Source organism: Novosphingobium rosa NBRC 15208 (assembly GCF_001598555.1).
Lineage (GTDB): Bacteria > Pseudomonadota > Alphaproteobacteria > Sphingomonadales > Sphingomonadaceae > Novosphingobium > Novosphingobium rosa.
Window position 1 is genome coordinate 22,324 of record NZ_BCZE01000001.1, and the last position, 18,873, is coordinate 41,196.

At 63.1% G+C, this 18,873-nt stretch carries 17 protein-coding genes; 8 read left to right on the forward strand and 9 right to left on the reverse strand.

Annotated features, from left to right (window positions below; genetic code table 11):
- Positions 1-8: 8 nt before the first annotated feature.
- From SR3_RS00090 to SR3_RS00100, 3 genes are all read right to left on the reverse strand, one after another.
- Positions 9-2,414 (reverse strand): TonB-dependent receptor, encoded by a 2,406-nt coding sequence (locus tag SR3_RS00090; RefSeq protein ID WP_068079384.1) that lies wholly within the window; start codon positions 2,412-2,414, stop codon positions 9-11.
- A gap of 78 nt (positions 2,415-2,492) precedes the next feature.
- Complete coding sequence (locus tag SR3_RS00095; RefSeq protein WP_084454771.1) at positions 2,493-3,437, reverse strand: helix-turn-helix domain-containing protein; 945 nt, start codon at positions 3,435-3,437, stop codon at positions 2,493-2,495.
- Positions 3,438-3,502: 65 nt separating this feature from the next.
- Positions 3,503-4,999 carry an aldehyde dehydrogenase family protein gene (locus tag SR3_RS00100; protein ID WP_068079388.1) on the reverse strand — a complete coding sequence of 499 codons (1,497 nt, stop codon included), beginning with the start codon at positions 4,997-4,999 and terminating at the stop codon, positions 3,503-3,505.
- Positions 5,000-5,178: 179 nt separating this feature from the next.
- On the opposite strand from SR3_RS00100, the gene hmgA reads away from it, so the two are divergent.
- The 7 genes from hmgA (at position 5,179) to SR3_RS00135 (ending at position 12,171) form a co-directional block, all read left to right on the forward strand.
- Positions 5,179-6,543: a homogentisate 1,2-dioxygenase gene (gene hmgA / locus SR3_RS00105; RefSeq protein ID WP_068079390.1), complete on the forward strand. Its 1,365-nt coding sequence runs from the start codon at positions 5,179-5,181 to the stop codon at positions 6,541-6,543.
- Positions 6,540-7,838, forward strand: a complete 1,299-nt coding sequence (gene fahA / locus SR3_RS00110; RefSeq protein WP_068079392.1) for a fumarylacetoacetase — start codon at positions 6,540-6,542, stop codon at positions 7,836-7,838. The genes hmgA and fahA overlap by 4 nt, the downstream gene beginning before the upstream one ends.
- On the forward strand, positions 7,835-8,476 hold the full coding sequence (gene maiA, locus SR3_RS00115) for a maleylacetoacetate isomerase (RefSeq protein ID WP_174549115.1): 642 nt from the start codon (positions 7,835-7,837) through the stop codon (positions 8,474-8,476). Before fahA ends, maiA begins: the two co-directional genes overlap by 4 nt.
- A gap of 29 nt (positions 8,477-8,505) precedes the next feature.
- Complete coding sequence (locus SR3_RS00120; protein ID WP_084454772.1) at positions 8,506-9,465, forward strand: MBL fold metallo-hydrolase; 960 nt, start codon at positions 8,506-8,508, stop codon at positions 9,463-9,465.
- An 11-nt stretch (positions 9,466-9,476) separates the two neighbouring features.
- The gene (locus SR3_RS00125; RefSeq protein WP_068079399.1) at positions 9,477-11,069 is read left to right on the forward strand and encodes an FAD-dependent oxidoreductase; all 1,593 of its coding nucleotides are present in this window, start codon (positions 9,477-9,479) and stop codon (positions 11,067-11,069) included.
- The gene (locus SR3_RS00130; protein WP_068079401.1) at positions 11,066-11,293 is read left to right on the forward strand and encodes a DUF2783 domain-containing protein; all 228 of its coding nucleotides are present in this window, start codon (positions 11,066-11,068) and stop codon (positions 11,291-11,293) included. The genes SR3_RS00125 and SR3_RS00130 overlap by 4 nt, the downstream gene beginning before the upstream one ends.
- A gap of 146 nt (positions 11,294-11,439) precedes the next feature.
- Positions 11,440-12,171 (forward strand): helix-turn-helix transcriptional regulator, encoded by a 732-nt coding sequence (locus tag SR3_RS00135; RefSeq protein WP_068079404.1) that lies wholly within the window; start codon positions 11,440-11,442, stop codon positions 12,169-12,171.
- A 258-nt stretch (positions 12,172-12,429) separates the two neighbouring features.
- On the opposite strand, the gene SR3_RS00140 is transcribed toward SR3_RS00135, so the two are convergent.
- The 3 genes from SR3_RS00140 to SR3_RS00150 form a co-directional block, all read right to left on the reverse strand.
- Positions 12,430-13,005 carry a TetR/AcrR family transcriptional regulator gene (locus SR3_RS00140; protein ID WP_084454773.1) on the reverse strand — a complete coding sequence of 192 codons (576 nt, stop codon included), beginning with the start codon at positions 13,003-13,005 and terminating at the stop codon, positions 12,430-12,432.
- A gap of 351 nt (positions 13,006-13,356) precedes the next feature.
- Positions 13,357-13,749: a C-glycoside deglycosidase beta subunit domain-containing protein gene (locus tag SR3_RS00145; RefSeq protein ID WP_068079408.1), complete on the reverse strand. Its 393-nt coding sequence runs from the start codon at positions 13,747-13,749 to the stop codon at positions 13,357-13,359.
- A gap of 13 nt (positions 13,750-13,762) precedes the next feature.
- A complete protein-coding gene (locus SR3_RS00150) occupies positions 13,763-14,785 on the reverse strand; it encodes a sugar phosphate isomerase/epimerase family protein (protein WP_068079414.1) in 1,023 nt (340 codons plus the stop codon).
- Between the two features lie 264 nt (positions 14,786-15,049).
- Between SR3_RS00150 and SR3_RS00155 the strand changes: the two genes are divergently transcribed.
- A complete protein-coding gene (locus SR3_RS00155; protein ID WP_068079416.1) occupies positions 15,050-15,553 on the forward strand; it encodes a GlcG/HbpS family heme-binding protein in 504 nt (167 codons plus the stop codon).
- Positions 15,554-15,591: 38 nt separating this feature from the next.
- On the opposite strand, the gene SR3_RS00160 is transcribed toward SR3_RS00155, so the two are convergent.
- The 3 genes from SR3_RS00160 to SR3_RS00170 form a co-directional block, all read right to left on the reverse strand.
- Entirely contained in the window at positions 15,592-16,554 is a 963-nt protein-coding gene (locus SR3_RS00160) for a ThuA domain-containing protein (RefSeq protein ID WP_068079418.1), read from the reverse strand.
- 29 nt (positions 16,555-16,583) lie between these two features.
- Complete coding sequence (locus SR3_RS00165; protein WP_068079865.1) at positions 16,584-17,930, reverse strand: MFS transporter; 1,347 nt, start codon at positions 17,928-17,930, stop codon at positions 16,584-16,586.
- A 70-nt stretch (positions 17,931-18,000) separates the two neighbouring features.
- The gene (locus tag SR3_RS00170; protein WP_068079420.1) at positions 18,001-18,768 is read right to left on the reverse strand and encodes a TIM barrel protein; all 768 of its coding nucleotides are present in this window, start codon (positions 18,766-18,768) and stop codon (positions 18,001-18,003) included.
- Positions 18,769-18,873 lie beyond the last annotated feature (105 nt).

Genomic DNA, 18,873 nt, shown 5'->3' on the forward strand with positions numbered 1-18,873 from the left:
GGGAGATTTCAGAAGTGGAATTCGGCCCGCGCGTACCATTCGGCGGGGCGGTTGTAGGTTGCCTCGGCAAAGCCGACCGAAGGGGTGACGTAACCGGCAATCTTGTAGCGCTTGTCGAAGACATTCTTGCCGCCCAGGCTAAGCGTCAGCGCCCCGCTGGGCACCGTATAGGCCACCGAAAGATTGACCAGATTGACCGCGCGCTGAAACAGTTGCGGCGAATTTTCAGCGTCGAGATAGACGGAGGAACGGTAGCTGTCGGAAGCGTTGAGATCAATCTTCGCCCCCGAACGCAGCGGCAGCGTGTAATTGGCCGAGGCGCTGGCCGTCCAGGTGGGCGTGTTCTGGAAGCGGGCATTGATACCGAAGGGCGCGGTGCCCGCCGGGAAGGTCAGGCTGGTGTATTTCGCATCGAGATAGCCAAGCGAACCGCCGATCCGCAGGCGTGAGGTGACTTTGGCATCTAGCTCGCCCTCGAAACCGCGAATGCGGCCCTGCGCGGCGTTCTCATTGGCAGGGGTGATCCCGGCCTGCACCACCACCTGAATGTCGCGATAATCGTTCCAGAACGCGGCCATGTTCAGCCGGACACGGTGATCGAACAGCTCGTTCTTCAGGCCGATCTCGTAAAGTGTGTTCTTCTCCGGCTGGAAAGCCAGCGAGGGCAGCAGCGAATTGCCGGGAAAGGCCGGATTGTAAGGCGCGGTCAAACGCGTGGTGAAGCCGCCCGACTTGAACCCCTGCGAGAAGGTGAAATAAGCCATCGTGTCGCGCGTGAGTTTGTAATTCGCGCCCGCCCGGATCGAGAAATTATGGAAATGCACGCGCTGCACGCCGTCTGGCCCCAGATAGCTGTGATCGGCACGTGGGAAGGCATTGGCGGGCAACCCCTCCAGATCGAAGAAATTGGTCAGATTGCGCTGGTCGAGCTGCAGCCGCTTGACCTCATCGGTGTAGCGCCCGCCCAGCACCAGATTGAACCTTGGCGTAACGGCAAAGGTGCCCTCGCCGAAGATCGCGCCATTGTAGGTCCATTGCGTGTTGGGCCCATAGATCTGCAACAGCCCTTGCCCCAGCGGCACGAAATCGGTCTGAAGCGCGTATTCTTTGAAGTAATAGCCGCCCAGCGTGTAGGTCAGCCGGTTCAATGCCTTGCCGTTCAGCTGGAGTTCCTGACTGAACTGATGCTCATTGATGGCAAAGGTTGTCTGATCGATATCCAGCGGCGACCCGTCGATATCGGCGCCGAACCGCGCTTTCATACTGCGATAGGCAGTGATCGACTTGACCGACAGATTGGGCGAGAACTCATAGTTCAGCGACAGCGCGGTGCCCCAGGAATCCATGTTCGAGAAATTGGCGCCGGTGGCATAGGTCTTGTCGATGTTGCCGGTGAGATAGCGATTGTCATAAAGCGCCGCATTGCCGACGCCGTAGTTGATATAGGGCGATGCCGCGCAAAGCCCCCGGGGCGCGGCCCCCATCACGCAGCCATTGTACAGCGCCGAGAGCGAACTGACCGGATCGAGCGTGGTCGTCAGCAGGCTGGTGGGCGGCGCGGCATCGCGGATGCGTGAGTAATCCGCCGAAAGCGTCGCGGTCAGCCCATCCTTGCGATAGCGCAACTTGCCGCGCAGCGTCTGGTTGTTCTCCGCGCCCGATTTGGCGCCGGAGTTCTTGTCCGCCACGAGAATCTGGCCAAGCTGAGCGCCGCTGGTGGGCGAAGCGCCGGGGAAAGCGATCCGTTCCTGATAGCCGTCCCGCGCATGGGTGACGAAGGAAAAGGTGGCCCCCAGCGTCTCGCTGATCGGCATGTTGAGTGAACCGCCGGTGTTGATCTGGTTGTAGTTGCCATACTGCACCATGCCCCGGAAACCGAACTTCGGCCCCGGATCGCGGGTGGTGATGTTGATCGCCCCGCCGATGGTGTTGCGCCCGAAGAGCGTGCCCTGCGGACCTTTCAGCACCTCGACGCTGTTCACATCCATCAGATCGGTGACCGCCCCCACGGTGCGCGCGATATAGACGCCATCGATGTAGACGCCCACGCCGGGATCGGTGTTCACCGCAAAGTCGGACTGGCCGATACCGCGAATAAAGCCCTGAAATGTGGAAGACGCCCCCGAAAAGGACGAGGTGGAGGCGAACATCACATTGGGCACCGCATTGGCCAGCTGCGTCGTGTCGCTCAGCCCTCGGGCCTTGAGCGTATCGGCGTTGAAGGCCGAGACCGAGATCGGCACATTCTGGATGTTCTCGGCCCGCCGCCGCGCCGTCACCACGATTTCGCCAAGGCCCTGACCGGGAGCATTGGCGGCGGGCTGGGGCGCGGACGTTTCCTGCGCGAAGGCAGGGGCGGCGATCAGGGCCCAGCCCAGGGCCAGGACGGAACTCAGCTGTCGATCAGGTGTCACGGTCTTCTCCCACTCATGTTTTTATGAGGGAGAGATTGGCGCCTGAATGACGCCCCGTCTTTCACGTAACCGAAGCGATCATGTCCAGAGGCGAAGCGGCGTCTGCTTTTGGCGATAATCGCGCGGCGACATGCCGAAGCGCCGCGCAAAACAGCGCGAGAAATGCGCGGAACTGGCAAAGCCGCAATCCAGCGCGATCTGGGTGATGCTCTCGGGCCGGCTGGCCAGACGCTGCGCCGCCAGATCCAGCCTGCGGTCCATCAGATAGGCCGAAGGGGTGGTCCCGGCTTCGGCAAAGGCCATCTGCAAGGCACGCTGCGTGACCCCCAAACGCCGCGCCAGCTCCTGCCCTGTCAGTTCGACATCATCGGCCGCCCGTTCGATCTCGGCCACCGTGCGGCGAAACAGGGCCCCCGCCCCGCGCCCGGCGATCGCGCTGTCGTTGGAGAGCACCGCCAGCGCCACCATATCGAGAAAGGAACGCTCCAGCAGCAGACCCGCCTGATCCCCGGCCTGAAACGGCGCCTCGCTCACCAGTGTCGCCAGCATCTGGCCCACCAGCCCCACGGCAGGGGCGCAGGCATCCAGATGGATCGCCCCCCGGATCGCCGCCGCGCCCACGCGATCGCGCAGGGCCTGTTCGTCAAATTCCGCGATCAGCAGGCTGACATCGCGCGAGGTGTCCAGATCGTAATGATCGTCAAGCCGCAGCAGGGTAAGGTCGCCGATGCCCAGCGTGGCCTCGCGCCCGCATTGGCGGTTACGGGTGGCGCCGCCTTCCTGAAAATGCAGGATCATGCGCTGCGGGCCGGTGCCTTTCGCCTGCCGCCGCACCTTCGACGAGCAGGAGCGCACCCGCGAAAAGCGGATGTTCCCCAATTCGCATTTGACCAGATCGGCAGGAAACCCCGCCTCCCGGCTGGAGATCGCGATGCCGTGCCAATTCTCCATCGCCCAGTCGTTCCAGCAATCGAGTTGCCGCCGCAGCGGCAACGCGCGCGTGGAGAGAACGTCTCGCCCCATGATCCTTCCCCCTCTGTGATGCGGGGCGCCTTCTATGAACGCCCTCGCCGTGTTGTGCGGCCTGCTCAATGCGCGATGCAGACCGATTTTTCCTCCGTATAACCGTCAAGCCAGTTCACGCCGAAATCCCGGCCAAGGCCCGATTCCTTGAAGCCGCCGAAGGGCATGTTGGGATCGATGAAGACATGGCTGTTGACCCAGACCGTGCCCGCCTCGATGCGGCGGGTGAGGTCCATCGCCGCGCCGATATCCTGAGTCCACAGGCTGGCGGCCAGACCCAGGCGCGTGTCATTGGCGCGAGCCAGACCTTCCTCGGCATCGGCGACTTTGGTGATGTTGAGGATGGGGCCAAAGACCTCCTCGCGTGTCAGTTTCGTCTCTTCCGAAGGGTTGAGCACCAGCGCGGGCGAGACGAAATAGCCCTCATCGGGCACCGCGATCTGGCCGCGCAGTTCCACGCCCTGCGCCCTGGCGTCAGCCACATAGGCCTGCACCTTGGCCTGATGATCCGCCGAAACCAGCGGATTGACCTGCGCCTGAGGGTCGAGCCCGCTGCCCACGCTAAGGCCCAGCAGCGCCTGTTCCAGCCCGGCGACCAGATCGTCGTACAGCGGCGCCTCGACAAACACGCGCGAGGCCGCCGCGCAGACCTGTCCACCATTGAGGAAGCCGCCCGCCATCAGCCCGGGGATCACCTTGGCCACATCGGCGTCCTTCAGCACCAGAGCCGGGTTCTTGCCGCCCAGCTCCAGCGTGAAATGCTTCATGCCGTCGATGGCGGCATGGCCGATGGCCTTGCCTGTGGCGGTCGAGCCGGTGAAGGAGAGCTTGGCCACCAGCCTATGGCTGGTCAGAGCACGGCCCGCGACAGCGCCGCCGCCCGTCACCACATTGAACACGCCGGCCGGCACGCCCGCCTCAAGCGCGGTTTCGGCCAGCCACAAAGCGGTCAAAGGCGTCACTTCGGAAGGCTTCAGCACGATGGAACAGCCCGAGGCCAGCGCTGGCAAGACCTTCCACAAGGCGATCATCAGCGGAAAATTCCACGGCGCAATGCCGCCCACCACGCCCACAGGCTCCCGCCGCGTATAGGCCGTCCAATGCGAAGGGCCGCCGGGCAGCGAGACATCGAAGGTGCGCCCACTCAGCTTGGTGGCCAGCCCCGCCGCATAGCGGATCCAGTCGACCGAGGCGCCCACCTCGATCATCCGGGCGATATGGATGGACTTGCCCTGCTCCAAGGTCTCCAACTGGGCGAAGGCCTCAGCACGATTTTCCAGCAGATCGGCCAGTTTCAGCAACACCTTTTCACGGTCGGCAGGGCGCAGCAGGCGCCAGCGGCCATCGACAAAGGCCTGATGCGCCGACTGCACCGCCGCATCGACATCGCCCTCGCTGGCCTCCACCGCCTTGGCCAGTTCCTTGCCTGTCGCCGGATCGAACACCGCGAACTGCTCGCCATCCGAAGAGGCCCGCCACGCGCCCTCAATGAACAGGGCAGGATCGCGCTTCAGAAAGGCGCGCACCGCCGGATCGATGTCATGAGGGCCCTGATACGGCATAGCTCTTCTCCGCCTGTCTGCGGACGGCGCATGGCCGTCCATGTTATGCCCATCCCTTCTAGCCTTGCGCCGCGCGGGGCGCTGTCATCAGTTCCAATGACAGAGGCTGGTTCGCCTCGGCGCTAGAAGGAACCCACAAGGCCTCCCCGGCAAAGGCGAGGCAGTTTGGGAGCATTCTCATGACCGTCTCACCCGTTCTGGAGATTCCGGTCCGCGCCGCCCCGGCGGTGGACGCCTATCTTCCCGGCTTCGGCAATCATCTGGCGACCGAGGCCGTGCCCGGCGCGCTGCCGGTGGGCCGCAATTCGCCCCAGCATGTGCCCTATGGCCTGTTTGCGGAGCAGCTTTCGGGCACCGCCTTCACCGCGCCGCGCGTGGAAAACAAACGCTCATGGCTCTATCGCCTGCGCCCCACCGCGCAGCATCCGCCCTTCGCGCCCTATGAGCGCGACAGTCTGATCCGCGCCAATCCCTACGACAGCGCGCCGCCCAGCCCCAACCGGCTGCGCTGGGACCCGCAGCCGATCCCCACCGAAGCGGTCGACTTTATCGATGGGCTGACGACCTATTGCGGCAATGGCGATGTGGGCACCGGCGTGGGAGTCAGCGTTCATCTCTATGCCTGCAACGCCTCGATGCAGCGTCGCGCCTTTTTCAGCGCCGATGGCGAATGGCTGATCGTGCCTCAGCAGGGGCGCCTGCTGATCGTCACCGAACTGGGCCGCATCACCGTGGGGCCGCAGCAGATCGCGGTGATCCCGCGCGGGGTGCGCTTCCGGGTGGAACTGCCCGATGGCCCGGCGCGCGGCTATGTCTGCGAGAACCATGGCGCGATCTTCCGCCTGCCCGATCTGGGGCCCATCGGTTCCAACGGCCTCGCCAATCCGCGCGATTTCGAAACGCCGCTGGCTTGGTTCGAAGACAGCGACGAGCCTGTCGAGGTGGTGCAGAAGTTTCAAGGCCATCTCTGGACCTCAACGCTGGATCACTCGCCCTTCGATGTGGTGGCATGGCACGGCAATCTGGCCCCCTACCGCTATGATCTGACGCGCTTCAACACGATCAACACCGTCAGCTTCGACCACCCCGATCCGTCGATCTTCACCGTGCTGACCTCGCCCACCGACACGCCCGGCACGGCCAATTGCGACTTCGTGATCTTCCCCCCGCGCTGGATGGTGGCCGAGGACACCTTCCGTCCGCCATGGTTCCACCGCAATGTCATGAGCGAGTTCATGGGCCTGATCCATGGCGCCTATGACGCCAAGGCAGGCGGTTTCGCGCCGGGCGGGGCCTCGCTGCACAATCAGATGTCGGGGCACGGCCCGGATCAGGCCAGCCATGAGGCGGCGGTGAAGGCCAGGCTGGCCCCGCATCGCATCGAGAACACCCTGGCCTTCATGTTCGAGAGTTGCCACGTCTTCGTCCCCACGCGCTTCGCGATGGAAACGCCGCTGATGCAGCTCGATTACGACGATTGCTGGGCCGGCTTCCAGAAGGCCCAAGTGCCCCTCAGCCTCCCCCTTTCAGGAGTTGCGCAGTGACCCTGCCCCAGATCGACCATACCCATGACGCCGCCCTGAAAAGCTGGGTGCCCTCTGCCGACAATCATCCCGAATTCCCCATCCAGAACCTGCCTTTCGGCGTCTTTTCGCCTCAGGCTCGCGCCGCAAGGATCGGCGTGGCGATCGGCGATTATGTCGTGGATCTGGCCGCCCTGCGCGATATCCTGCCCGAAGCGGCAAGCGAGGCGCTGGTCCAACCCAACCTCAATGCGCTTTTCGCCTTGCCCGCGCAGGATCGCCGAGCGCTGCGCCTGCGCCTGTCGGAGTTGCTGTCCGATGACACGCTGAGCGGCGCGGTGGTGCCCGCGCTCTATCCGCAGGCGGAGGTGACGCTGCATCTGCCCGCCCGGATCGGCGACTACACCGATTTCTATGTCGGCATCCATCATGCCACCAATGTCGGCAAGCTGTTCCGGCCTGACAATCCGCTGCTGCCCAACTATAAATATGTGCCTATCGGCTATCATGGCCGCGCCTCTTCGGTGCGCCCCAGCGGCGAGCCCGTGGTGCGCCCGCGTGGCCAGCGCAAGGCGCCCGATGCCGATGCGCCGGTCTTCGAGCCCAGCGCCCGCCTCGACTATGAGCTGGAGCTGGGCATCTGGGTGGCACAGGGCAATGCGCTGGGCACCACCATCCCCATCGGGCAGGCCAGCGAACATATCGCCGGGATCAGCCTGCTCAACGACTGGTCGGCGCGCGATGTGCAGGCTTGGGAGTATCAGCCCCTCGGGCCGTTCCTTGCCAAGAATTTCCACACCACCGTCTCGCCATGGGTGGTGACCACCGAGGCTCTGGCCCCTTACCGCATCGCCCAGCCTCCGCGGCCCGAGGGCGATCCGGCGCCGCTGCCCTATCTGCTCGATGTGCAGGATCAGGCGCAGGGCGCACTGTCGCTGACGCTGTCGGTGTGGTTCTCCAGCGCGAAGATGCGTGAGGAAGGCCGAGCCCCGCTGCGCCTCTCCGAAGGCCCGGCCAGCAACATGTACTGGACGCTGGCGCAGATCGTGGCGCATCATGCCTCGAACGGTTGCAACCTCAATCCGGGGGATCTGCTGGGCAGCGGCACCATCTCCGGGCCTACGCCCGAGAGCTATGGCAGCCTGCTGGAGATCACCGAAGGCGGCAAGCGCCCCTTCACCCTGCCCACCGGCGAGACCCGCAGCTTCCTTCAGAACGGCGACGAAATCTCCATCACCGCCAGCGCCCATGCGCCGGGCCGCGCCTCCATCGGCTTTGGCGAGTGCCGCGCGGTCATTCTGGCCACGCCGGCATGATCCGGCTGCATTCCTATTGGCGGTCGGGCACGTCCTACCGCACGCGGATCGCGCTGAACCTGAAGGGGATCGCCTATGAGCAGGTGACCCATGATCTGCGCAAGGGTGAGCATAAGGACAGCGCCTTCCTCGACCTGCAGCCGCAAGGGCTGGTCCCCGCGCTGGAGGTCGATGGGGACACGCTGATCCAGTCTCCCGCCATTCTGGAATGGCTGGAGGAAACGCATCCTGAACCGCCCCTGCTGCCAGCCCATCCTCTGGCAAGGGCTCAGGTGCGGGCGATGGCCGCCATCGTGGGCTACGATATCCATCCGGTCAACAATCTGCGCATCCTCAAATCCCTGCGCGCCGATCTGGCGGCGGATGAGGCGCAGGTCAGCGCCTGGATCGCCCGCTGGATCGCGGAAGGTTTCGCGGCTCTGGAAAGGCTGATCGCCCGGCATGGCGGCGCTTTCGCCTATGGCGACAATCCCACGCTGGCCGATGTCTATCTGGTTCCGCAAGCCTATGCCGCCGAGCGTTTCGACCTCGATCTAAACGCCTATCCGCGCCTTAACGGCGTTGTCGCCCATGCGCGCCAACACCCCGCCTTCGCCGCCGCCGCGCCAGAGGCGCAGCCCGACGCCGACCCATCCTGATACAGCCAAACCCTCAAAAGGATCACATCATGGCCAAGCCATTTGCTTCTTCTGCCGATACCGCGCCGAAAAAAGAAACGCTCGAAGTGTTGGCGGATGGCGTCTACGCCCTGACCGCCGAGGGCGACCCCAATGTCGGCGCCATCGAGGGCGAGGATTTCCTCGTCGCCTTCGAAGCCCGCGCCACCCCCGCCGCCGCCCGCGACTGGCTGACCAAGCTGCGCGAACACACCGACAAGCCGGTGAAATATCTGGTCCTCACCCATTATCACGCCGTGCGCGTGCTGGGCGCCAGCGCCTTCGAGGCCGAGCATATCATCACCAGCGATGTCACCAAAAAGCTGATCGAGGAGCGCGGCCAGCAGGATTGGGACAGCGAATTCGGCCGCATGCCGCGCCTCTTCAAAAACCCCGAAGAAATCCCCGGCCTGACCTGGCCCACCGAAACCTTCGCCACCGACCATCGCATCGAGCTGGGCGGCGACCGGGGCGCCATCGAGCTGAAATTCTGCGGTCGCGGCCATACAGCGGGCGATATCGTGGCCTGGCATGACAAGTCCAAGACACTTTTCGCGGGCGATCTGGTCGAGGCCGAGGCCGCGCTCTACACCGGTGACGCTTTCCACTTCGACTGGTCGACCACCACGCTGGACAATGTGAAGGCCTTCCGCGCCGAAAACCTGATCGGCGGGCGCGGCGCCATCGCCAAGGGCACCGCCGCCACCGATGCCGCCATCGAGCAGACCCGCGATTTCCTCAAGGGCATGATCGAGCATGTCGGCAACGCCCACAAGAATGGCGGTACGCTGAAGGACGCCTTCCGCGCCACCCATGAGGCCCTCTCGCCCAAATTCGGCATGTGGCCGATCTTCGAACACTGCCTGCCCTTCGACGTGCAGCGCCTGTGGGACGAGTTCGACGGCATCGACTGGCCGCGCATCTGGACCATGGAGCGCGACCGCGAGGTCTGGGCCCAGTTGCAGGACTGAGAGGAACCATCATGACCGCTACGACCAAGAAGGGCGGCATTCCGGTCTGGCGTGACATGGGTGTCACGCCAAATCCGGCCCGGGAGGATGATGCCGAAGTGGTGATCGTGGGCGGAGGGCCGGTCGGCCTGACGCTCGCGCTCGATCTGGGCCGCCGGGGCCGCCGGGTGCTGGTGCTCAACAAGCGCGACATCATCGCCGCCGGCTCCAAGGCGATCTGCTTTTCCAAGCGCACGCTGGACATCTGGAACCGGCTCGGCGTGGGCAAGGCCATGGTCGAAAAGGGCGTGGTCTGGAATGTCGGCAAGGTGTTCTGGGGCGCGCAGGACGAACCCGTCTACAGCTTCGACATGCTGCCGGTGAAGCATCAGCAGATGCCCGGCTTCATCAATTTGCAGCAGTATCACGCCGAGGAAATCCTGATCGAGGCGGTGATGGCGTTGCCCAATGTCACGCTGCGCTGGGGGCATGAGGTGACCGAGATCGCGCAATCCGCCGAGAGCGCGCGGTTGACTGTACGCTCGGATGAAGGCGCCTATTGCATCGATACGCCATGGGTGGCCGCTTGCGATGGCAGCACATCGCCCTTACGCCATATGCTGGGGCTGGATTTCGAGGGCCGCATCTTCGAGGATAATTTCCTCATCGCCGACATCCGCCTCAAGCAGGACCGCCCCGCCGAGCGCTGGTTCTGGTTCGATCCGCCCTTCAACCCAGGCCAGTCGGCCCTGCTTCACAAACAGCCCGACGATGTCTGGCGCCTGGATTTCCAGCTCGGCTGGAACATCGACCGCGAAGCCTGCATCAAGCCCGAGAATGTCGCCCCCTATGTGCGCGGCATGCTGGGTGAGGATGTGGAGTTCGAACCCGAATGGTACAGCGTCTATACGTTCCAGTGCCGCCGCATGGCGCGTTTCGTGCATAGCCGGGTGATCTTCGCCGGGGACAGCGCGCATCTGGTCTCCCCCTTTGGCGCGCGCGGCTGCAACGGCGGCGTGGCCGATGCCGACAACCTCGGCTGGAAGCTGGACCTGATCCTGCGCGGCGAAGCGCCGGAGGATCTGCTGGAAAGCTACAATGACGAAGCCATCGCCACGGCGGACGAGAACATCCTGAACTCCTCGCGCTCGACCGATTTCCTCACGCCCAAATCGGAAACCAGCACCGCCTTGCGCAATGCCGTGCTGGAACTGTCGGAAACCCACGCTTTTGCGAGGCCCTTCGTCAATTCCGGGCGGCTGTCGACGGCGGTGTCCTATCCGCATTCCCAGCTTAACACGGACGATGGCTTGCAAGGCGGCATTGCCCCCGGTTCGGTCGCGCTGGATGCGCCCGTGGACCATGGCTGGCTGCTCGATCATCTGGGGCAAGGCGATTTCGTGCTGCTCAGCGCGGATGGTTCGGTGCCTCAGATCGAGGGTCTGCGCAATCTGATTGTCGCAGACCTCGGCGATAGCGAAGGCCTTGTGGCCCAACGTTATGCCATGGAACCGGGCGCCGCCTATCTGATCCGCCCGGACCAGTATATCGCGGCACGCTGGCACCAGCCCAGCGCGCATCAGATCCGCGCCGCCCTGCGGCGCGCGAAGGGATTGCATGTATGAGCACGATTAACCTCGCCCCCAACATCGCCCGCCCCGACGATTTCTACGCCCGTCTGGTCAGCCTGCACGATGGGCTGGACATACAGGCCAGCGCGGTGATCAATGCCAAGCTGATCTTCCTGCTGGCCAACCATATCGGTGATGAGGACGTGCTGCACCAAGCCCTGACAATGGCCGCCGCCAAGCAGCCGATGCCGCAAGCGCCCTGCGCACAGGCAGCCTGAGAGCTTCCCTCGTTGCGGCGATGGCATGGTTTCATCGCCGCAACGTCATACCGCCGGACGATTGCAATCCGCGTGCAAAACTGCTTGACTGATACCGATAAGAACAGGCCGCCTTCCTGACGTGAGAATGTGGCCGGGAGACTGCGATGGTTGTGGGATCTGTCCTCTATGAGGCGCTGATCGATGCCACCGGCACGGGTGCCCTCGCCGATGTGCTGCTCTCGGCGGCGGATCAGGCGGCCGGTGTCGATGAAATCTTCGGCTATTGGCTCGATGAGCGCGGGCGCGTGTTTGTGATCGTCTCGTCCGGCCATGTCGGATCATCGCAAAGCCGTGCCGATCGCTATGCCAGCCAGTATCATGCGCTCGATCCGCTGGCGGGCATGGCGCATTATCACGGCAAGGATATGCGCATGGCCCGGCTGGCGGCGAGCGATGTGCATCATTCCGCCTATCGCCGCGAATGCTACGACCACCCCGGTTTCGCCGAAAAGATCGCCTTTGCCCGCGCGCGCGGCGGGCGCAATTTCGTGCTCAACTTCTACCGCCGCAAGGAACAGCCGGTCGGCAGCCTCGACACGCTGAGCGAATTGGCCGAACTGGCCTTTCCGCTGCTGCGCAAACATGTCGATCTCGCGCGGGACGACACAGACCTGCCCATCGTCGCCAAACTGGAGCAGCGGCTCACCAACACCTATCCCCTTCTCAGCCGCCGCGAGCGAGAGGTCTGCGCCCGCACCCTGACAGGCATGACCGCCGAAGCGATCGGCATCGACCTGTCCGTCAGCGAAACCACCGTGCTGACCTATCGGCGGCGCGCCTATGAGCGCTACAATCTCTCCAATTCGCAGGAAATGCTGGGGCGCATCCTGTTCTGAGCCCCCTTTCCTCCCGCTGGACCACCGTCCAGACAAACGCCAGAATGTCTGCCAGATCCAAGGGATGTTCACGCCACCGTCGAATAGAAAAAGGCAGGCAGCCGCCTTCCGAGCAGCCGCCCGCAGTGAGCCGAGCAGTTAGGGTCCGTTCGGCATCGCAAAGATCATGAATGAGCGAGATTTAAAGAAAATTCCGTTCGCTGAGCGCCTGAAAAACGTCCAGGTCCCGGCGCATCCATCATTTTACAGAGCGTAAAGTTATAAATCCTGTTTCAGATAAGCCAGCGTCATGCGTCCCAATTCGGTCTTCAACGATGCCCATTCGCTTTCGATCTGCGTCTCGGCCACGGATCCCAGACTCAGATAACGCGCCAATGTCGAAAAGATGATCTGATAGGCCGCATTCGCTTTCAACTCATGGTCTTCACCACCGAATTCATGACGATACCGCAGCATCGCCTCGGTGCTGGACTGCTCCGAACGCCGCGCAGTCTCCTTGCCGGGTTCTGCCACCAGCGGATCACGCTGCGCCCTTTCCATGATCAGGCGCAAGAACGGCGCATGGGTGCGCAGCATTTCGGCATAAGCCGCCACATAACGCGGTATGTAATCCGAAAGATTGGGAGATTCCCCGATTGCCCGGATCAACATTTCCCTTTCATCGTGCGCCACCCTCTCCAACTGATGGGCAATGACTTCGCGAACAAGATTATCCTTACTCTTGAAACGCAGATAGATCGAACCAATGGAGACTTCACCACGCTTGCTCACATCTCTCAGCGTGAAGTTCTCGCTCCCCCGCTCGAGCATGAATTGCTCGGTCGCAGCGAACATTCTTTCAAGCGAAGCCTGTGAGCGAGGCTGCTTGGGTGCCTTTTTTGAGGCAACTTTCCTCTTGGGGGCGGTGGGTTCCAATGACTTCGGCCTTCAGGTGAACACGAAACTCCACCGCATCCGAGATTATTCGCGATGTCAATTCCAATTATTTTGAACCACGGCGATGAAGCTGCCCCTCCACCCACCCAAATATCCAATAATATGCTGAATATATTTGGATATTTTAGAATTCCGAGCAAAGTTCCGAACCCGAAAAATAAAACATAAATTCCAAATTTCGCGGATGGGGGCCGACCGGCATGGGCTCAGGCGTCTTCATGCCAAACCACACCGGCCGCACCCCATCACTCAGGCAGCCATCTGCAGCTCACGGCTCCCCTTGGTGGTGGGCACGAAAGGCAGGTAAGAGACACGCATTCGCACCGCAAAGTCGATGGCATGCGGGCCGGCGGCCAATCCACCATCCTTCAGCACCGTGATCCGGGCCTTTTCACCGAAATTCCAGCGATTGTCATAGACCGTTTCCATCTCGTCGAGCGTATAGGTCTTGTCCCGCACGGTAAAACGGATCGCCTCGCGCGGCATCGCCTCACCATCGACCGTCACGGCAAGATCCTCGATCATCGAGAGGCCCAGCCCGCGATAATAAGGCAAGCGCCCGAGAAAAACGAAACCCGTCGCCCGGCCATCCTCGATCACATTCTCGAAGAGTTCGGGGCAAATCATCTTATTGTCCATCATGGCGCTGATCTCCTTATGCGGCCACGGGGGTTTTCAGGCTGGGCACCTCGGTTTCGCCCAGCAACTTGGCCAGCATCACCTGCTGACGGCGAACCTGCTCCACCGAATCCGGCTCCTGCGCGTCCTCGATCCAGCGGTTGCCCTCATATTCCGAGCAGATGTAGCCCTGATAGCCGCCCTGCTGCAGCACGCGGACAATCTCGTCATAAGGGATCGAGGGTTCGATATAGTCCTCGGTCATCTCATAGAACTTGCCATGCACATTGTGGATACGCGGCATGTAATCGAGCATGCGCTTCGGCTCGAAAGCGGCATTGTGGCGCAGGGTTTCGGCCATGGCGATCGCCGGGCCAACGCCGCCCATGTCGCGCACATTCAGAATGACATATTCCGACAGCACGCGATCTTCATAGGCCTTGACGATATAATCCGCGATGTTGGCAGGCACGCCGATGCGCATGAACTTTTCCTTCCACACCGGCGGGAAGCCGAAGAGGAACATGCCCATATCGGGCAGGAAGCCCAGCGCGTCCGAGCCGGATTTCTCGAAAGCCTCGGCATGGCGAATGATCCAGGGGTGATCGAAATGCAGCGGAGCATGCACCTCGATCAGGATCTTGATGCCCTTTTCCTCGGCATAGGGGGCAGCGGCCACCAGGACTTCAGGCGCAATCGAGACCAATGCGCGTATGTATTTCATGCCCAGCGCGGCGCCGAAATCGACATCCTTCTTCACGCTGGCTACCTGTTCACCAAAGGGCATCTCGCGACCCTTGTAGCGCTTGTAATCCAGCATGAAGTCATGGCTGACCGGGGTCGTGCCATATTTCGCCATCAGTGCGTGCCAATGATCGATATCGGCCTGCGCCACGCCCACCTCGGGCCAGCCCCAGAAGGTCTGCTCACCGATGATCTCGATGCCACAGGCGCCCAGTTCGGCACTGGTTCGCACGGCATCTTCAAGGGTCATTTTGCCCTGAAATGTCTCGTTCTGATAGGAATAGAGGCTCACGCCCCGTTTGATCTGACTGGTCATGCCATTCACCTGGCTGTCGGTTGATGTTCGGGGATGGTTCTCCGCTGGATGCTGCCAGCGGCGCAGGCTCTCTCCCCCGACTGAGACTGTCTTTATTAGAACAATGATTCCTAAAAATGGAACGGTCGTCAAGCCCATCTTTTTCGAGGAGATGAGAGATTTTTCTCCAATCCCCAGCGAAACGCCTGTTCTCAGAGGGTCTTCGCGTTGACATGATTAAAACCATTGTATTAATTTATCTCACCATAAAAGAGGACGCCCGCCATGACCTGCAAACTTTTCGCGTTGACGGCGCTTCTGGCCGCCAGCACGGCTCAGGCTGCCCCATCCCGCCCGGCGGCCATCCTGCGCCCGCCAGCGCTTTCCGCAGATCTCGCCCTGCATCTGGCCGCCACCGCCCGCGCCGCCTGCCTGAGCCATGGCGCACAGGTGGCGGTGGCGATCACCGATGCGTCGGGCGAAACACGACTGCTGGTGGCGAGCGACGGCGTCTCGTCGATCGGTGTCGAATCCGCCCGTCGCAAGGCGATGTCCGCCGCGCTGGTCGGCTTCCCCACCGCAGGCCTTGTCGAGGCGGCCAAGGTCGCGCCCACCTACACCGATCTCCTCAAAGCCCTCCATGGCGACATGCTCTTCATGGCCGGAGGCCTGCCACTGCGGGTCGACGGGCAATTGGTGGGCGCCATCGGCGTGGGTGGCGCGGCCAATGGCGAGGCCGACGAGGCCTGCGCCAAAGCCGCCGCCGATGAACTGGCCAACCAGCACTGAACCTGCAAAGGGGCGCCACGCCGGGCGCCCCTCACACCTCACTTCGTGGGATAGGCCCTGGCATCCTCCTCGACCGGCAAGGTCACCTTGCCCGTAGCCGCCCATTCGGTGCCGCGCGCCATCAGCGTCTTCAAGCCGGCAAAGCCCAGCCCGACCTCATCATGGCCCAGCGTGATCGAAAAGACGCGACCCTTGCCGTAATCGGCGGTCCACACCTGCGGATGGTCGGCGTCCAGCCCCTTCATCTTGGCCAGCTTGTCGGGCGTATAGGCAGCGACAGGATATTTCGGCCCGGCGAGTTCGGGCTTATAGGCGGCTGAGGCATCATGCGCTGTCGCCAGCACATGGATATGCGCCTCGGGATCCTGCACCATATTGGTGTACATATCGTCGTTGTAGGTCCAGATATACTCGCGCATGCCCAGCGTGATCGGATGCGTGCGATCGACAATATGGACCGGGAAGCCACCCGGGGGCGAGCGGCGGCTCTGCCCCGGCTCCATCACGGCGCCGACCAGACGGCGATACTCCGGCCAGTTGTAGCCGAAGGTGAAGGAGGAATGATAGGCGACCAGCCCGCCGCCCTGCTTCACATAGTCGAACAGCGCCCTTTCCGCCCCGGGCGACCAGCGATGCTCGGCAGGATCATTGTAGACCCAACGGCTGGAATAGTTGAGCAGCACGACATCGTAACCCTTGAGCATCTCGAGATTGCCGTGATCGAAGTCCTCGATCACCCGCACATCGAAGCGGCCGGTGTCCTGCAACTGCTTGCGCAGCAGATTGTTCACCCCGGTCCAGTCATGCTCATAGCTGTTCCAGCCAGTGATGATCAGCACTTTCAGGCGCTTTTCCGAAGGGTCGACGGGGATCGCCACCCGCTGCACCGTTTCGGGCGGGCGATAATCGGGGTGAACGATGACCTGCGCCGCGCCCGGCACGGCCCATGCGATCAGCGCTGCGCCGGCACCCGCCAGCACGCCATTCCCAGCTTTGAACATCACTGCCTCTCCTTTGTTTATAGCTTGTGTCACGCCCCCTGAGCAGCGGTCCGCGCGGCGATATCGGAGCGGATGCGGGCATGATCGCCGTCCATCGGCCAGAACAGGATGGCTGCGGCCTGAGCGATCAGCACCACGGCAGGCCAGATATAATAGGACCAGCGGATCGCCTGATGGACGCCCTGAGACATCTCGCCGGAATGATAGCCCGCCATGCCCAGCGTGTAGGCCACTCCCGCCGTGCCCAGCGCCATGCCCACCTTGGTCGCCAGCGAAATGCCCGAGGACAGCAGGCCCTCGCCGCGCACGCCAAAACGCCATTCATGATAGTCGACGCAATCGGCGGCCATCATGAAGATCGAGGTGGTCGTCACGCTGATCGCCAGCGATGAGCCGACGAAGACCGCCACGAACAGCGCAGGCTGCCCCTCCAGCCCCGGCAACAGCGCATAGAGCGCCAGCGCCACGGCGATCGAACCCAGCCAGCCCCGGCGAATACCCGTCAGCTTGAGGATCGGCGGGGCAATCACCGCCCCCAGCAGCAACGTGCCCGAGACCGAGGGCAGCAGCACCGAAATCGCCCAGGGCGCATGCAACACCTCCAGCGCGAAAAACGGTGTGTTCGACAGCACCGCGCCAAAGCGCACGAAATTCAGCGAAGCGACCGCGAAGGTCACCAGCCAGGCCCGGTTGCGCAGCATGCGCCCCACGGCGGGCAGGATCGCTCCGGTGGCGGGGGTCGGGTCATAATGCACCTCGCGGCAGGTGCGGAACAGGTTGAGCGAGAACATCAGCGAGATCACCGCAAAGACCCCGGCCAATGCGGCAAAGCCCATGCGCGGGTTGCCTGCGCCCAAAGCCTGCACCAGCGGCATGGCGAAGGCCGTGGCCAGGATCACCGAAAGCGCGGTCGCCCCGGCGCGCCAGCTGGAAAGCTGCAGACGCTCGTCGGTGCGTGCGGTCATCATCGGCAGCAGCGCGGCCAGCGGCACGCTGCCCAGTGAGAACAGCAGCCCCAGCAGGTTGAAGGTGATAAAGGCCCAGACCAGCCTTGCATCCACCGACAGGCCGGCAGGCACCCAGAAGGTCAGCACCATCAGCGCCGCGAAAGGCAGGCCCGCGTAGAGGAAGAAGGGCCGCGTGCGCCCCCAGCGGCTGCGCGTGCGGTCCACCCAGATCCCCACGCCGATATCCACCACCGCATCGAACAGCCGCGCCAGCAGGAACAGCGTTCCCACCGCCGCGGCAGGCAGCAGCGCCACATCGGTGTAGTAGAAGAGCAGGAACGCCCCCACCATATTCCAGGGCAGGCTGAAGGCGAAATCACCCATGCCATAGCTGAATTTCTCGAACAGGGTCAGGCGGCGCTCGGCCATGATGATGCTCTCCCGGAAATGGGCCCGGCGCATCGGATGCGCGCCCTTTGGCCCGGTCATGCGCAGACGGTCAGGCGTTCAGCGCGGCGCGCGCCTGCGCCAGTGAGGCCAGCGCCGGTTGCGTGGGGCGGTATTCCAGGCCGAAACCGCCCTGATAGCCCAGATCCTTCAGCGTGGCGCAAAGCCCCGCCAGATCGAGATCGCCTGTGCCCGGCTCATTGCGGCCCGGCCTATCGGCCAGTTGCACATGGTGAACCAGATGGATGCGCCCTTGCAACACGTCACGCGCATCTTCCCCCATCACCGCCGAGTGATAGGCATCGTAGAGCAGGCGCAGGTTCGGGCTGCCCACTGCCTCGATCAGATCGAGGCCCAGCGTGGTGCTGACCAGATACATGCCGGGATGGTCGATCCGGTCGTTGAGCGGTTCGAGCAGGGCCATCACGCCAGCATCCTCGGCCATCGCGGCAATGCGCTTGAGCGCCGTGACGGCGTGATCGAAATGCTCCTTCGTGCTGATGCCTTCGCGGTTGAAGCCCGATGCCACGATCATCGGCGCCTTGCCGAGCTTGCGCGCGGTGACAAGGCTGTCGGCCACGGCCGCGAACAGCTCGGCGTGCTGCGCCGGATCGACCAGGCTGCGGCGCGGATCGGCGCAGAAACCGGTGAGCGTCACGCCCGTTTCGGCCAACGCCTTGGCAATGCCCTCGATATCCTTGTCGCGCCACAAATGGAACTCAACCTGCCTGTAGCCAGCAGCGCGGGCAGCGCGGATGCGGTCTGGCAGCCCCTCATGCTCATCGGCGAAAATCCATTCGATACAGGGGGACAGTTGCACGGCTCTCTCCTCTCGCGCTCACGCCATGGCTTGCGCCTCATCAGATCATGACGAGCGCGGCAGGGGTGGCACATTTATTGGAACGATGGTTATGATTTAGAGATA